Source organism: Bacillus sp. AFS098217 (assembly GCF_002551815.1).
Taxonomy (GTDB): domain Bacteria; phylum Bacillota; class Bacilli; order Bacillales; family Bacillaceae_G; genus Bacillus_A.
On the sequence record NZ_NVPR01000102.1, the window covers coordinates 1 to 14941 of the forward strand.

The 14941-nt window shown below is 35.9% G+C and carries 15 protein-coding genes, 1 pseudogene and 1 riboswitch; of the genes and pseudogenes, 11 read left to right on the forward strand and 5 right to left on the reverse strand.

The features are described 5' to 3' along the window. The first annotated feature begins 107 nt into the window (after positions 1-107). Both COO03_RS22745 and COO03_RS22750 read left to right on the forward strand, forming a co-directional pair. Positions 108-1547: an IS1182 family transposase gene (locus tag COO03_RS22745; RefSeq protein WP_097899304.1), complete on the forward strand. Its 1440-nt coding sequence runs from the start codon at positions 108-110 to the stop codon at positions 1545-1547. A gap of 642 nt (positions 1548-2189) precedes the next feature. Beyond that, positions 2190-3083: a DUF4097 family beta strand repeat-containing protein gene (locus COO03_RS22750; RefSeq protein WP_097899305.1), complete on the forward strand. Its 894-nt coding sequence runs from the start codon at positions 2190-2192 to the stop codon at positions 3081-3083. 56 nt (positions 3084-3139) lie between these two features. Here the strand turns inward: COO03_RS22750 and COO03_RS22755 are convergent, their stop codons facing one another. Continuing rightward, positions 3140-3685 carry a cysteine hydrolase family protein gene (locus tag COO03_RS22755; RefSeq protein WP_097899306.1) on the reverse strand — a complete coding sequence of 182 codons (546 nt, stop codon included), beginning with the start codon at positions 3683-3685 and terminating at the stop codon, positions 3140-3142. Positions 3686-3831: 146 nt separating this feature from the next. On the opposite strand from COO03_RS22755, the gene COO03_RS27210 reads away from it, so the two are divergent. From COO03_RS27210 to COO03_RS22775, 4 genes are all read left to right on the forward strand, one after another. Continuing rightward, positions 3832-4014 (forward strand): hypothetical protein, encoded by a 183-nt coding sequence (locus tag COO03_RS27210; protein WP_097899307.1) that lies wholly within the window; start codon positions 3832-3834, stop codon positions 4012-4014. An 86-nt stretch (positions 4015-4100) separates the two neighbouring features. Then, a riboswitch (SAM riboswitch) is annotated at positions 4101-4206 on the forward strand. 120 nt (positions 4207-4326) lie between these two features. Further along, positions 4327-5346: a methionine ABC transporter ATP-binding protein gene (locus tag COO03_RS22765; RefSeq protein ID WP_097899308.1), complete on the forward strand. Its 1020-nt coding sequence runs from the start codon at positions 4327-4329 to the stop codon at positions 5344-5346. Further along, on the forward strand, positions 5336-6001 hold the full coding sequence (locus COO03_RS22770; protein WP_097899309.1) for a methionine ABC transporter permease: 666 nt from the start codon (positions 5336-5338) through the stop codon (positions 5999-6001). The genes COO03_RS22765 and COO03_RS22770 overlap by 11 nt, the downstream gene beginning before the upstream one ends. Positions 6002-6021: 20 nt before the next feature. Continuing rightward, positions 6022-6876: a MetQ/NlpA family ABC transporter substrate-binding protein gene (locus COO03_RS22775; protein ID WP_097899310.1), complete on the forward strand. Its 855-nt coding sequence runs from the start codon at positions 6022-6024 to the stop codon at positions 6874-6876. 174 nt (positions 6877-7050) lie between these two features. On the opposite strand, the pseudogene COO03_RS22780 reads toward COO03_RS22775, so the two are convergent. The 4 genes and pseudogenes from COO03_RS22780 to COO03_RS22795 all read right to left on the reverse strand — a co-directional run. After that, positions 7051-7338: pseudogene (locus COO03_RS22780) on the reverse strand (HXXEE domain-containing protein); the annotation flags it as partial. A 2-nt stretch (positions 7339-7340) separates the two neighbouring features. Further along, positions 7341-7535, reverse strand: coding sequence for a DUF3926 domain-containing protein (locus COO03_RS22785; protein WP_097899311.1), 195 nt, complete (start codon positions 7533-7535; stop codon positions 7341-7343). Then, complete coding sequence (locus tag COO03_RS22790; protein WP_097899312.1) at positions 7528-8706, reverse strand: ArsA family ATPase; 1179 nt, start codon at positions 8704-8706, stop codon at positions 7528-7530. The genes COO03_RS22785 and COO03_RS22790 overlap by 8 nt, the downstream gene beginning before the upstream one ends. Before the next feature lie 78 nt (positions 8707-8784). Then, entirely contained in the window at positions 8785-9267 is a 483-nt protein-coding gene (locus tag COO03_RS22795) for a MarR family winged helix-turn-helix transcriptional regulator (protein WP_097899313.1), read from the reverse strand. Between the two features lie 426 nt (positions 9268-9693). On the opposite strand from COO03_RS22795, the gene COO03_RS22800 reads away from it, so the two are divergent. From COO03_RS22800 to COO03_RS22820, 5 genes are all read left to right on the forward strand, one after another. Next, a complete protein-coding gene (locus tag COO03_RS22800; protein ID WP_097899314.1) occupies positions 9694-9930 on the forward strand; it encodes a YiaA/YiaB family inner membrane protein in 237 nt (78 codons plus the stop codon). A 141-nt stretch (positions 9931-10071) separates the two neighbouring features. Next, positions 10072-10362, forward strand: coding sequence for an Asp-tRNA(Asn)/Glu-tRNA(Gln) amidotransferase subunit GatC (gene gatC, locus COO03_RS22805; protein ID WP_000086999.1), 291 nt, complete (start codon positions 10072-10074; stop codon positions 10360-10362). Between the two features lie 15 nt (positions 10363-10377). Then, positions 10378-11835 carry an Asp-tRNA(Asn)/Glu-tRNA(Gln) amidotransferase subunit GatA gene (gene gatA, locus COO03_RS22810; protein WP_097899315.1) on the forward strand — a complete coding sequence of 486 codons (1458 nt, stop codon included), beginning with the start codon at positions 10378-10380 and terminating at the stop codon, positions 11833-11835. A gap of 14 nt (positions 11836-11849) precedes the next feature. Continuing rightward, positions 11850-13280 (forward strand): Asp-tRNA(Asn)/Glu-tRNA(Gln) amidotransferase subunit GatB, encoded by a 1431-nt coding sequence (gene gatB, locus COO03_RS22815; protein ID WP_097899316.1) that lies wholly within the window; start codon positions 11850-11852, stop codon positions 13278-13280. A 722-nt stretch (positions 13281-14002) separates the two neighbouring features. Continuing rightward, on the forward strand, positions 14003-14908 hold the full coding sequence (locus COO03_RS22820) for a diacylglycerol kinase (protein ID WP_097899317.1): 906 nt from the start codon (positions 14003-14005) through the stop codon (positions 14906-14908). The last annotated feature ends 33 nt before the right edge of the window (positions 14909-14941 follow it).

A 14941-nucleotide genomic window follows, 5' to 3' on the forward strand; every position in this document is an offset into this window, starting at 1 on the left:
TGAAAAAGTCCTCATAGTTTAAAAATGGAAAGCTTCCTCGATTTCAACGAGGAAGCTTTCACTTTTTTCATGTATAATGGTTGTACTAATTCTAGGTGGTGTCTCGGATGATTTCCAATCAACAATCTCTTAACCTTAGTCCATTCATGGCGATTTACGATATCGTCGTGCCAAAAGACAATATGCTTCGTCAATTTAATGAAATGGTTGATTTTTCTTTTGTTTTAGAAGAATTGAAGGATAAATATTGTCTCGATAACGGTCGCAATGCAGTGCCGCCCGTTCGTATGTTCAAATATTTATTGTTAAAATCCATTTTTGATTTATCCGATGTAGATGTTGTCGAACGCTCAAAATATGACATGTCTTTTAAATATTTCTTAGATATGGCACCAGAAGATATAGTGATCGACCCTAGTTCATTAACGAAGTTTCGCAAGCTTCGTTTAAAAGATGTAGGGTTACTTGACATGCTCATCCAAAAAACAGTGGAAATTGCACTGGAAAAGGATTTGATTCAAAGTAACTCTATTATTGTTGACGCTACGCATACAAAAGCACGCTTCAATCAAAAATCGCCGAAAGAATTTTTAATGGAGAAATCAAAACTACTCCGCAAAGCGGTTTATCAAATTGATGAAGGAATGAAAGAAAAATTCCCACCTAAAACAACGACGAATGACTTAGGTGACGAACTCGAATATTGTCAAAAGGTTATTGAAGCGGTAGAAAAAGAAGAAGTGATTCGTAAATATCCAAATGTGAAAGAAAAGCTTAACTATTTAAAAGAAATTGTAGAAGATCACCAAGAACATCTTCAATTTTCACAAGATCCTGATGCACGAATTGGGCATAAAACAGCCGACTCCTCTTTCTTTGGATATAAAACACATATTGCGATGAACGAAGAACGTATCATTACAGCTGCGGTGATTACAGCCGGTGAAAAAAGCGATGGAAAATACCTTCAAACATTGATTGAAAAGAGTCAGGAAACAGGTATGAAAATCGATACGATTATTGGAGATACCGCTTATTCAGAGAAAGGGAATATTCAATATGCGAACGAACATAAATTACAATTAGTATCAAAATTAAACCCAAATATTACACAAGGTACACGTCAAAAAGAAGATGAATNNATGTACGTGTGTAAAGCTGGGCATATGGCCATTCGCAAAGCACGACATGGAAAGAAAAATGTAAGTGAAAATCAGAGAGATACCTATTACTTTGACATAGAAAAATGTAAACGATGTCCTTTCAAAGAAGGCTGTTATAAAGAAGGTGCAAAATCAAAATCGTATTCAGTCACGATCCACTCAACAGAACATAGTAAACAAAAAATTTTTCAAGAAAGCGAGCTGTTCAAAGAAAAATCAAAAGAACGCTATAAAATTGAAGCGAAAAATAGTGAACTCAAACATAGACACGGGTATGATGTGGCATCTTCCTCGGGTCTCATTGGCATGCAAATGCAAGGAGCGATGACCATATTCGCTGTTAATTTAAAACGAATCATGACCTTACTGAAAGAAAAGAAGTAAAAAAACATAAGAAAAAGGCGACTTTCCGTTCAAAATTGAACAGAAAGTCGCCTTTTTTCGTTTCACATATGTTTTACGGAATGAAAAACGTAAGTTTTTCAGTGCCCTCCATAATGGTGGAGGCCTTTTTTATTTCCTGAAAGATTTTAATTATATATACATCAATTNNGAGCAAACGAGTGTAGGTTACTTTTTATTCTGCATAGCAGGGATTTAGATGTCAAAAAATTAAAATGGATCTATATAGAAAGTAGCATTTCACCAAAGAAAATATGAATATATGAAAAGAAACAAAATCACCAGAAAATTTAATTCATTCGTTATATTTTTCTGTATTATTTTTGTGAATTTCCTGTATAATTCAATTTGAAAGAAAATCTATGGTTAGACAAGAGGACGCTATTTTTAGTTTGCTCACTGAAAGTAGCGTTTTTTAATTTTTTAGTAGATGTATCTTGTAACAAATTATGGTAAATGATAAAATTAAATTGGAATGTTTTGGGATTTAGTTGACTATATTGAGGTACTAGATAATATATAGTACTGAATAATAAAAGTTATAAGGATATGGTTATTCTAGAAATGTTTTTTAATGGTTGATAGTAAGGCACAGGAACAATAATAGAAAGGAAGTGTTAGTTGATGAAAAAGATTGTTGTTGCTGCACTTGTATTATTAGTTATTGGAGGGGCTGGTGTCTGGGGAATGAAGGTTTTTGGCATGGCTTTTAATAAAACTGAAATTCATAAAAAAGAAACGCTAGCTGGTGAGAAGGTTGATGAAATCGAAATAAAGACTTCGGCAGCAGATGTTGAAATTGTTACAGTTGATTCAAAAGATGTCGAAGTGTTACTGGATGGAGAAATAAGCAAAGAACTAGTAGATAAATGTAAATTAGAGGTAAAAGAAGAAAAGAATAGATTGAATATTAAATTTAGTGAAAATCAGAATTCTGTTGGCTGGGGAATTGGAACTACTGCAGACGTGAATTTACAAGTTAAAGTTCCAAAGGAATTATACAAAGATGTAAAAGTAACCACATCATCAGGGGACTTTGTAGCAAAGGATGTGGAAGCAAAGACAGTAGAAATAAATACTTCTTCAGGGGATGTATCGTTATTACAGTCTAAAGTAAATGAAAAATTAACAGCTAAAACATCTAGTGGATCAATTGAGACAGATAAGAGTGAAATTGAAACGGCAAATCTAACTACGAGTAGTGGGGAGATTAAAGCAGCTGGCTTGCACTCTAAAGAAGTAGCATTCACAACTTCATCAGGTGACATTGAATATAATGATAAGAGTTTACAAGGAGAAATAGAGTGTAACACATCGAGTGGTGATATTCTTATGAAATTTGATGCACTTCCTGAATCTTTAAGAGTTGATTTTGAGGGGGATTCTGGTAAATCGGATTTGAATGTGCCTGGTCTGTTATATGAAGAGAAATCAAAGAATAAATTAATTGGAGTAAAAGGTTCAGGGGAAAATAAAGTGAAAGTAAAAACAAGTTCGGGAGATTTTAAGTTACGGTAGTTTGTGAATCACAGTAAAAATCATGTCTTCAATTGAGGAAGACATGATTTTTTATTCTAGGTGGATAAAAATTCTCCTGTACTCATCACATTCGCATATACTTCATGCAAACTTGCTAAAATTGTATTATGGATATAAACGGCAGGAATGGTAGCATTTTTAAAGAGAAGATCTTTTGTTGCACATGCATCATGCACAATAGTACAGTGAAAGCCAAAGTCAAAAGCAGCTCTTACTGTGGCATCAATACACATATGGGTCATCATTCCACATATAACGACGTGTTGAATATTTAAGCTTTGCAATTGCTCTAGTAAATCTGTTTCTCGAAAACTATTTGGATAGTGTTTAAGGATAACCGTTTCATCTTTTAATGGAAGAACACTTTCATGAATGTGGACGCCTTCTGTATTAGATAGAAAAAAGGTAGCATTCTCTTGGGTAGATACGTGTTGGATATGAAAAATTGGCTGATTTGTTTTCCGAAAATGTTGTAGTAACTGACTTGCATATGCGCTAGCTTCTACTGCGTTACGTAATTCCATTCTTCCATTTGGAAAATAATCATTTTGAATGTCAACGAGTAAAAGGGCTGTTCTCATATTATCTATCGTCCTCCGTTTTCATTTCGTATTCATGTAATGTTATTCAATTAGCAGAGGATATTTTCCTTTTTGAAAGGGCAGGTATTTCAACAGAAAAGATAGGGTTATTCGCTTATTGGATTGCGAGGCTAGCTTTTAATAGTGTGTTGCATCGTTTAGCTGATGCAGAGGGTGGAGATTATGATTTACCAAATGAAGGTGAAGGATTACCTACATGGTGTTTACAGGAGTGTACGAAGGATAACAAGGACCCAGCATACTATAAGAAAAGAAGTTTGATGGAAATGCATAATATATTTCCGTTTCATAATCCTGGTGAAAAATAAAAACAATATTTTCTAATTTTTCTATTGACTCTAACTTTTCGGGGTTTTATAATGAATCTTAATTAAATGACAATTAAATCGATACACTCTTATCCAGAGAGGTGGAGGGACTGGCCCTATGATACCTCAGCAACGGATTTTTTTAATACCGTGCTAATTCCAGCAAGCTCATTGAAGCTTGGAAGATAAGAAGACGTGAATGAGTATATAAGTGCTCTCCTTCTTATCTTTATTGCGGATAAGAAGGAGAGCACTTTTTGTTTTGCCTGAAGGCTCTGCTTCAAGTTGTTTCAGTACATAGGGGGGAAGGAAATGATTTCTTTTAAAAATGTAAGTAAAGTATATGAATCAGGTGGAAAGCCGGTTCACGCTGTTGAGGATGTGACGCTATCTATCGAAAAGGGTGAAATTTTTGGAATTATTGGTTTTAGCGGTGCTGGAAAAAGTACACTGTTACGTTTAGTGAATATGTTGGAACGACCAACAGCAGGAACGATTTCAATAGACGATAAAGATATTACTTTATTATCAACGAAAGAGTTACGAAAGCTAAGACAACGAATCGGAATGATTTTTCAAAGCTTTAATTTATTCAATTCAAGAACAGTGTTTGGGAATATTGCTTATCCATTGAAATTAGCAAAATTACCAAAGGGTGAGATAAAGGAAAGGGTAAATGAATTGCTGAAGTTTGTTGGATTAGAAGATAAAGCAAACTACTATCCAGAGCAGCTATCAGGTGGTCAGAAACAACGTGTTGGAATTGCAAGAGCACTTGCTACATCACCCGATATTCTCATTTGTGATGAAGCAACCTCGGCATTAGATCCTGAAACAACAACAGAAATTTTGAATCTATTAAAAAAAGTAAACCGAGAATATAATTTAACAATTCTGCTCATTACACATGAGATGCAAGTCGTGAAAGAAATATGTCACCGCGTAGCTGTTATGGAGAAAGGAAAAGTAATTGAAGAAGGGACTCTATTTGATGTCTTTACAAAGCCAAAAACAAAAACGACTCAAAATTTTGTTCGCTCAGTTATTAACGATCACTTACCAGAAAGTGTTCTAGTGAAAATTCAAAATGGTGGACAGATTTACCGTTTAACCTTCACTGGTGAAGAGACAGGGCAGCCAGTATTATCGTATATTGCTAAAAACTATAATGTGGATGTAAATGTACTCTATGGCAATATTATTGAACTACAGAACATTTTATTCGGAAACCTTCTCGTAGAATTGCAAGGAGAACAGAAAGAGATTCAAAAAGCGCTGCAACATCTAAGACTGCAAGTACAATTGAAGGAGGTTGAAGGTCATGCGAGTTGATTGGAGTATATTTTGGCCTCGTATTTTAGATGCAACAGGGGATACCCTCTTAATGGTAATTGTAACCCTTATATTTGCTACAATACTCGGTATACCCCTGGGATTACTTTTATATGTAACAAGGAAAGGGAATTTTTTAGAAAACAAACTGGTCTTTTCTATTCTTAATATTGTTATTAACACAATTCGTCCAATTCCATTTATTATCTTTTTAGTAGCTTTAAGTCCGATCACGCGAACGGTGATTGGAACAACAATTGGAACAGCGGCAGCGATTTTTCCAATGACGCTAGTTGCTTCAATCGGGATTGCAAGAATGGTTGAAACAAACCTTGTTTCGGTACCAAAGGGAGTGATTGAAGCAGCGCAAGCGATGGGAGCATCACCACTAAGAATTGTTTTTGAAATTCTTGTCCTAGAAGCATTAGCACCATTAATTTTAGGAGTTACGTTTATGACAGTCGGCTTAATTGAATTTTCGGCAGTTGCTGGTCTTGTTGGCGGTGGCGGCCTTGGTGATTTAGCAATGACGTATGGCTATCAACGTTTTGATACATCCGTTATGTTCGTGACAGTTGTATTACTTATTATTCTTGTACAATTGGCTCAAAACTTAGGGAATTATTTTGCAAAAGTATTTTTGCGTAGATCATAAAACGAAGCGAGGGAAAGAAAATGAAGAAGATATTAGCATTTGCATTATCAGCGATTGTAGGAATTACGGCTTTAAGTGGATGTTCAAGTAAAGACGCAGAAGCCAAAGGGAAAGAGAAAGTAGTTCGTATTGGGGTAACTGGAACGGACGGAGATGCTTGGGAAATATTAAAGAAAAAGGCTGAAAAAGAAGGAATTAAGATTAACCTTGTAGAGTTCTCGGACTATACAACACCAAATAAGGCATTAGCTGATGGCGATATAGAATTGAACTCATTCCAACATATTGCCTTTTTAGAGCAATTTAAAAAGGAGCATAAGTTAGATATTACAGCTATTGGTACAACTCAAATTGCGCCAATGGGATTATTCTCTGAAAAATATAAAAAACCAAATGAAATTCCAGATGGTTCAGAAATTGCAATTCCCAATGATCCAACGAATCAAGCACGTGCATTAAAACTTCTTGATGCAGCTGGATTATTGAAACTGAAAAAAGACTTTGGTCTATTTGGTGATCCAAGCGGTATTGCTGAAAATCCAAAAAAATTAAAAATTACACCGGTTATTGCACAGCAAACACCTCGTGTATTAAAAGATGTAGCAGCTTCCGTTATTAATAATGGTGTTGCTGGCCAAGCTGGTTTGGCCCCAGCGAAAGACCCTATCTTCTTAGAAGATCCAAAAAATGAAAATGCGAAACCATATATTAATATTTTCGCAGCTCGTACGAAAGATAAAGACAATCCAACATTGAAAAAAGTAATTGAATTGTATCATTCAAAAGAGGTAACAGACGCAATTAAGAAAGAAACAAAAAATGGTTCCATTTCAGTAGATCTTCCACTTGATGAGCTTGAAAAAATCGCAAAATAATATCGGGTTTAATGAACTAACAGTGGGACCCCCTCCGTTGTTAGCTCGTTCAACATATAATTAATACATAATAGACGATACCCTAATTTTGTACCTTCCAATTCTGTATAGAATAGAATCCAATGTCTGTTAGGTAGAGTGAAAAAGACCAGGAATTTTTTCCTGGTCCTTTTATTAAGTAAAGAAGCTGGCTAAAAATAAGGTGATCCAAATTATAACAGGGTAAGCGAGTAAACTGAAAACTAGTGTAAGGACTAGTTTCTTTTTATTGATTAATAATTTTACTAGTGAGAATGCATAGGGGGAAAAAAGTACAATCACAAATGCGGATATTATCCCAGGGTTGTAAGAGCGATAAACGAAAAATAAAACAATGTGTTGAACAGCGTTAAAGAAAATAGCTCCTTGTATGAAAATGATCCAGTAAACAGACGATATAATATGAAATTGATATATATATATTGTTATTCAATCATAATACTTTGTAAGTTACTTTTCGTAGTTTGTGTTTTTTCTTGCTTACAAGAAGAAAGCTCTTCTTGTAAGATGTTTAGAAATTTTTTAGCAGAGTGTTGAACTGGAGCTGGTAGTTCCTCGAGGATATACATCCCAACTTCTATTTTCGTACGAATGACTTTTCTTAATAATTCCTCATGCATGAACCACACCTCCAAAACGAATGTTTAGTACATCTCCTTCAAATTTTGCACCTTGAACGGATAAGTGTGTCAATGTTTTTGGTAACGTAATGTTCCGTTTGACAGAGCCTGCGCGAATGATAAGCTCATCACCTTTTTGATTTAACGATAGTTCACTTTTATCAGAGAAAGGAATAGAAAGAACAAAAATATATTCATCCCCATCTTTTTTTACATATTGTGTACGCCCGTTAAATTTTACAGCAGTTGGTTCTAAATCGTCTTTGAATAAAGCATCTCCTACACGCTCTAGCATCGGTAAGCCGACTACTTCTTGTTCAAACATTGGAGCTTCATAAATAGGAAGCGGTTGGAAGCTATCTTGAATTAATGCTTTATATTTCTTTTGTGCATCTTTCCATGCTTGGAAGTAGGAGTCCGTAACAGTATTAGGAATGACACGGTTAATCATAATGGCATCGACATTGTAATCATATAAATTCAAATAGGTAAAACTGCGCTGGGCTTCTTTGATAACCATTTTTTCAGGATTTACAACAACGCGAATACTTGTTACTTCCCGGTTCGATAAAATATCACGCATTTCTCCTAGCTGGTTAAGTGTGTTTGTTAATTCATCCATAATATCATCAGTAGGAAGTGGGACACCAAGTAGTGGTTGTGCAACGGGGCGGACAACTTTTAACACTTTTCTTTTAATCGGAAAGAGTTTTTCCATCCACCAGCCGAGCATATCAGGAAAGCTTAACATGGCAAGAGTTTCTCCTGTTGGCGCACAGTCAATAATGATGACGTCATATGTTTTTTGTTTATAGTAATCGAGTACACGCAGCAAACTAATTAAATCTTCCATGCCAGGAAACATCGTTAGTTCCTCTGTTGTAATATCGTCAGCTGCTTTTGATGTGAACAATAATGTAATATATTTTTGTAATTTCCCCCAGCCTTTTTCCATTTCATAAATTGTATTGATTTCTTGCGCCCATAAGTTCTCACGGATTTCCTTTGGTTCAGAAGATAATTTTATGCCGAATGAATCTCCTAAACTATGAGCTGGATCGGTGCTCATCACTAATGTTTTTAACCCTTGCTTTGCACTTTGAAGAGCGGTTGCTGCTGAAATGCTAGTTTTTCCTACGCCGCCTTTACCTGTATACAAAATAATTCTCATATTTACATCCCCTTTGTTTCGGTAGTCGAATATTACGAGTGTCGAAATATATGTTTAAATAAAAACCCATAAAGGGCTTTATTCAATCGGAATGTTTTTCATCTTAGGTGTAGGAAGCTTTTCGCCTTGTTCTTGTTGAGATGTGGCGATATGATTCATAATCTTTTGAACGATTTGCAGTAAGAATGCTTTCTCTTCTTCCGATAATGCTTCCGTCACAAGATTAAAGTAATGAGCAGCATTTTGTTTCACTTCTTGGGCGAGCTGTACGCCCGCTTCTGTTAAGCGAATTAATACAATACGTCGGTCCCTTTCATTACGATAGCGCTCAATATATCCTTTTTTTACAAGACGATTAACAACACCCGTCGTTGTGCTCATTGGAATATCGAGAAGCTCTGTGATTTTCGTCATTGTAATATCTGTATTTCGCTCCATCCATAACAGACAGAATACTTCTGTTTTAGAAAGTGATAAATCAAGGCTTACCCATTCTTCTGGATAGAAAAGCTTCTTGGCGTTATCTAGCAGTAAATCTAAAAAATGTTCATATTGCAACAATTATTTCCACTCCTGTATATTTCGAGGTTCGTAATATTTATTTCTATTGTATGTATGTTTGAAATAAATGTCAAACAATTATTGTTTGTTTTTTCAGATTAAATAAAAAATAAACTTTATAATAGAAAATGTGTGTGATAGAGTAATAAACAGATAAACATATTTATATATATATCAATTTAAAAAACGACATAAAACCCCTCTTTTTAGATGGGAGAGAGCATCTATTCATGCATAGAAGCAGTTAGGGCCTTTTCCTGCCACATGCGAAGTAAAGACAGAAAGAGCAAACGAGTGCAAGTTACTTTTTAGTCTACATAGCAGGGATTTAGATGTCGAAAAATGAAAATGGATTTATATAACATAAAAATCCATCATAGTAATATACTTATCTATTATGGATGTACAGCTGCAAGGGGGAGAACCATGAGGAGAAGAAATACCCAAGCGTTTACATTTTTAGCATGGACTTCATTTGTTTGTGCGCTTTCTGGTATGTTAATTGGTATTTATACATTAGATGAAACACTTAGCGTAAAAGGATATTATTTAATAGGTACATTATTTTTAACAATGTCCTGTTTTGTACTGCAAAAAACAATTCGTGATAATGAAGAAGATAACGAGCGTTTACCGAAACAAGAACCGCTAGATAAAGAATAAATTGAGAGGAAAGGCAGAAGCCTTTCTTTTTTTTTGTAAAAATGCTGTAAGTGTCATGTGTTGACTTGCTTGAAGTACTGAAAATTTGGTATCATCAATAGTATTGTAGATTGAACGATATATTATGGAGGTGGCCTAGCCGTGTCAAGAATTTCCGTTGAGAATGTAAAGCACGTAGCACATTTAGCACGTCTTGCAATTACTGATCAAGAGGCAGAAAAATTTCAAAAACAACTCGATGCAATTGTTACATTTGCAGAACAGTTAAATGAATTAGATACAACAGATGTAAAACCAACAACTCACGTATTAACTATGAAAAACGTTATGCGTGAAGATGTACCAGAAAAAGGTTTACCAGTAGAAGAAGTATTAAAAAATGCACCGGATCACAAAGATAATCAAATCCGTGTTCCAGCAGTATTAGAATAGAGGAGGGGAATTTCGATGTCATTATTTGATCATTCTGTATCAGAGTTACATAAGAAATTAAACAACAAAGAAATTTCCGTTACGGATTTAGTAGAAGAATCTTACAAACGTATTGCGGATGTTGAAGATAACGTAAAGGCTTTTCTTACATTAGATGAAGAAAATGCACGCGCGAAAGCGAAAGAATTAGATGCAAAGATTGGCGCTGAGGATAATGGTCTATTATTCGGTATGCCAATCGGTGTAAAAGATAACATTGTAACAAACGGTCTTCGTACAACTTGTGCGAGTAAAATATTAGCAAACTTCGCTCCAGTTTATGATGCGACAGTTGTACAAAAGTTAAAAGCTGCTGACACAATTACAATCGGTAAATTAAATATGGACGAGTTCGCAATGGGTTCTTCAAATGAAAACTCTGGTTTCTATGCTACGAAAAATCCATGGAACTTAGACTATGTTCCAGGCGGATCTAGTGGTGGTTCTGCAGCAGCTGTAGCAGCAGGAGAAGTATTATTCTCTCTAGGTTCTGATACGGGTGGTTCTATCCGTCAGCCAGCTGCATATTGCGGTGTTGTAGGTTTAAAGCCAACTTACGGACGCGTATCTCGTTATGGTTTAGTTGCATTCGCATCTTCACTTGACCAAATCGGACCGATTACACGTACAGTAGAAGATAATGCATACTTATTACAAGCTATTTCAGGTATTGACCGTATGGATGCAACTTCTGCAAATGTTGAAGTAGGTAACTATTTAGCTGGTTTAACAGGCGACGTTAAAGGTTTACGCATTGCTGTACCGAAAGAATACTTAGGCGAAGGTGTTGGCGAAGAAGCTCGTGAGTCAGTACTAGCTGCTTTAAAAGTATTAGAAGGTATGGGCGCAACTTGGGAGGAAGTATCTCTTCCGCACTCTAAATACGCTCTAGCAACGTATTACTTATTATCTTCTTCTGAAGCATCTGCTAACCTTTCACGCTTCGATGGCGTACGTTACGGTGTTCGTTCTGATAACGTAAATAATTTATTAGATCTTTACAAAAACACGCGTAGCGAAGGTTTCGGTGATGAAGTAAAACGTCGTATTATGCTTGGTACATTTGCTCTTAGCTCTGGTTACTATGATGCATATTACAAAAAAGCACAACAAGTACGTACATTAATTAAAAACGACTTTGAAAATGTATTTGCTAACTACGATGTTATTATTGGGCCAACAACACCAACTCCAGCATTTAAAGTGGGCGAAAAAGTGGACGATCCAATGACAATGTATGCAAATGACATTTTAACAATCCCAGTAAACTTAGCAGGTGTTCCAGCGATTTCTGTTCCATGTGGATTCGGTGCTAACAACATGCCACTTGGTCTACAAATCATTGGTAAACACTTCGATGAAGCGACAATTTACCGCGTTGCACATGCGTTTGAGCAAGCAACAGACTATCATACAAAAAAAGCAAGTCTGTAAGGAGGCGAGCATAGATGAATTTAGAAACAATTATTGGTTTAGAGGTTCACGTTGAGTTAAAAACAAATTCGAAAATTTTCTCTGCGAGTCCAACAGAATTCGGAGCGGAGCCAAATACACAAACGAGTGTAATTGACTTAGGATATCCAGGGGTACTTCCAACTTTAAATAAAGAAGCAGTTAACTTTGCAATGAAAGCTGCAATGGCATTAAACTGTGAAATCGCAACGGAAACGAAGTTTGACCGTAAAAACTATTTCTACCCAGATAATCCGAAAGCTTACCAAATCTCTCAATTTGATAAGCCAATTGGAGAAAATGGTTGGATTGAAATCGAAGTAGACGGTAAAAAGAAACGTATCGGTATTACACGTCTTCATTTAGAAGAAGATGCTGGTAAATCAACACATACAAGTGAAGGATACTCATTAGTAGACTACAACCGTCAAGGTATGCCTTTAATCGAGATCGTGTCTGAGCCAGATATGCGTACTCCAGAAGAAGCATACGCATACTTAGAGAAGTTAAAATCAATCATTCAATATACAGGCGTATCTGATTGTAAGATGGAAGAAGGTTCTCTTCGTTGTGATGCGAATATTTCACTTCGTCCAGTTGGACAAGAGAAATTCGGTACAAAAGCAGAACTGAAAAATTTAAACTCTTTCACTTATGTACAAAAGGGTCTTGAGTTTGAACAAGCTCGTCAAGAAAAAGAACTACTATCTGGTGGTATTATTCAGCAAGAAACACGTCGTTACGATGAAGCAACGAAGAAAACAATCTTAATGCGTGTGAAAGAAGGATCTGACGATTACCGTTACTTCCCAGAGCCAGATTTAGTTGAGCTTTACATCGACGATGAGTGGAAAGAAGAAGTACGCGCTTCTATTCCAGAACTTCCAGATGCACGTAAAGTTCGCTATGTTGAAGAGATGGGCTTACCTGCTTATGATGCACACGTATTAACATTAACGAAAGAGATGTCTGATTTCTTTGAAGCAACTGTTGCAGACGGTGCTGATGCGAAATTAACATCAAACTGGTTAATGGGTGAAGTACTTGCATACTTAAACAAACAACAAAAAGAATTAAAAGACGTTGCATTAACGCCTGCTGGTTTATCTAAAATGGTTCAATTGATTGAAAAAGGTACAATTTCTTCTAAAATCGCGAAGAAAGTATTTAATGAATTAATTGAAAAAGGTGGAGACCCAGAAGAAATCGTTAAAGCGAAAGGTCTTGTTCAAATTTCTGACGAAGGAACACTTCGTAAGGTTGTAACAGAAATTCTTGATAATAACGAACAATCTATTGAAGATTTCAAAAACGGTAAAGACCGTGCAATCGGCTTCTTAGTTGGTCAAATTATGAAGGCAACAAAAGGACAAGCTAACCCACCACTTGTTAACAAAATCTTACTTGAAGAAATTAACAAGCGATAATAAAGCAAAGTGAGAGCAGGAAGGCGTTGGAGCGTTCGACAGAGAAGCACTTTTTGCTTTGTTAGAGGAGGCGAAACGACTGACTGTTCTAGCCGTTGAAACTAGACAAAACAGCTCTCAAATAGTAAAGATTAAACAGAGAAAACACCCATATTTGGGTGTTTTTTCTGAGTTAATCAAACGTTTGTTTNNAAACAAACGTTTGATTAACTAACAAATGTGAGACAATGTTTGTATAGCAACTATGGTATGATAGTTGCAAAAAGGTGGGAATAATGATAAATCTAGACATAGAGAGTTTTTCATCTTATGAAATAATAGATAATTATTATTTATTATATGTAAATTTTTTATGAAAGAATGGATAGACATAAAGTGAAACTTTAATCAGTGGAGGCCTTTTTCATCCTCCCATTGATTATTAGTTGAACCAATCGGGCTTTTACGGGCAGTTTACCTCCCACCTAACTTCTTTGCTTTCACTAAATTTTGAGGTGGGAGTATTACTGTCCGCGAATAGCGGGATAAATTTTGGGTCAAATAAAGCAAAACCGTCATTAGTGAATAAAGTTACTAATGGAGGGCTACACGAATCGGGTTCTTACTGCCTGTTTGAGCGGGATAAAAAAGGATAGGAAGATGAGAGGAGGTAGGCATAGGAGTACTGGACAAAGGTTCGGTATATTCTTTTTCTATAAATGAAAAATTTCCTGTGCTAATAAATAATGAAACGAGCAAGAATTATTTATAACCCTACTTCTGGTCGTGAGCTATTTAAGAAAAGCTTGCCAGAAGTACTACAAAAATTAGAACAAGCTGGATATGAAACATCTTGTCATGCAACAACTGGACCTGGAGACGCGACTGTCGCGGCGAGGCAAGCTGCGGAACGCAAGTTTGACGTTGTCATCGCAGCAGGTGGTGACGGTACGTTAAATGAAGTGGTAAATGGTTTAGTAGGAAACGAACATCGTCCGAAGTTTGGGATTATTCCAGTTGGAACGACAAATGATTTTGCACGTGCAATCGGTGTGCCTCGTTCTATTGAAGATGCTGCAGATATTATTTGTGAAGGTAAGACAGTTCCGCTAGATCTTGGTAGAGCGAACGATACATATTTTATTAACATTGCTGGTGGCGGACGTATTACAGAATTAACATATGAAGTACCAAGTAAGTTAAAAACAGTACTCGGACAACTTGCTTATTATTTAAAAGGCATTGAAATGTTACCATCCCTACATCCAACATATGTTGAGATTGAGTATGATGGAAAGTTATTAGAAGAAGAAATTACGATGTTTTTAATTACGAATACGCGTTCAGTTGGCGGGTTTGAAAAAGTAGCTCCATATGCGTCTATTAATGATGGTTTATTTGACTTATTAGTGCTGAAAAAAGGTTCTATTGCTGATTTAATTAAAGCAGCAACACAAGCTCAGCGCGGTGAGCATATTAATAATCCCAAAGTTTTATATACGCAGGCGAATCGAATTAAAGTTCATTCACCAGATAAATTAATGATTAACTTAGATGGTGAATATGGCGGAGACGCACCGATGGAATTTGAAAATATATATCATTGTCTTGAACTATTTGTTCCTGAACATAAAGAGGATGCCCTATAAAGGCATCCTCTTTACAGGCTGTGGAGAAAGTCT

What these genes read in the sequence shown, in the direction of transcription:
- COO03_RS22775 (WP_097899310.1), top strand. Translation starts at nt 6,022, where the DNA reads ATGAAGAAGATATTAGCATTTGCATTATCAGCGATTGTAGGAATTACG.
- COO03_RS22755 (WP_097899306.1), bottom strand. Translation starts at nt 3,685, where the DNA reads ATGAGAACAGCCCTTTTACTCGTTGACATTCAAAATGATTATTTTCCA.
- COO03_RS22750 (WP_097899305.1), top strand. Translation starts at nt 2,190, where the DNA reads ATGAAAAAGATTGTTGTTGCTGCACTTGTATTATTAGTTATTGGAGGG.
- COO03_RS22790 (WP_097899312.1), bottom strand. Translation starts at nt 8,706, where the DNA reads ATGAGAATTATTTTGTATACAGGTAAAGGCGGCGTAGGAAAAACTAGC.
- gatB (WP_097899316.1), top strand. Translation starts at nt 11,850, where the DNA reads ATGAATTTAGAAACAATTATTGGTTTAGAGGTTCACGTTGAGTTAAAA.
- COO03_RS22800 (WP_097899314.1), top strand. Translation starts at nt 9,694, where the DNA reads ATGAGGAGAAGAAATACCCAAGCGTTTACATTTTTAGCATGGACTTCA.
- COO03_RS22785 (WP_097899311.1), bottom strand. Translation starts at nt 7,535, where the DNA reads ATGCATGAGGAATTATTAAGAAAAGTCATTCGTACGAAAATAGAAGTT.
- COO03_RS22765 (WP_097899308.1), top strand. Translation starts at nt 4,327, where the DNA reads ATGATTTCTTTTAAAAATGTAAGTAAAGTATATGAATCAGGTGGAAAG.
- COO03_RS22770 (WP_097899309.1), top strand. Translation starts at nt 5,336, where the DNA reads ATGCGAGTTGATTGGAGTATATTTTGGCCTCGTATTTTAGATGCAACA.
- gatA (WP_097899315.1), top strand. Translation starts at nt 10,378, where the DNA reads ATGTCATTATTTGATCATTCTGTATCAGAGTTACATAAGAAATTAAAC.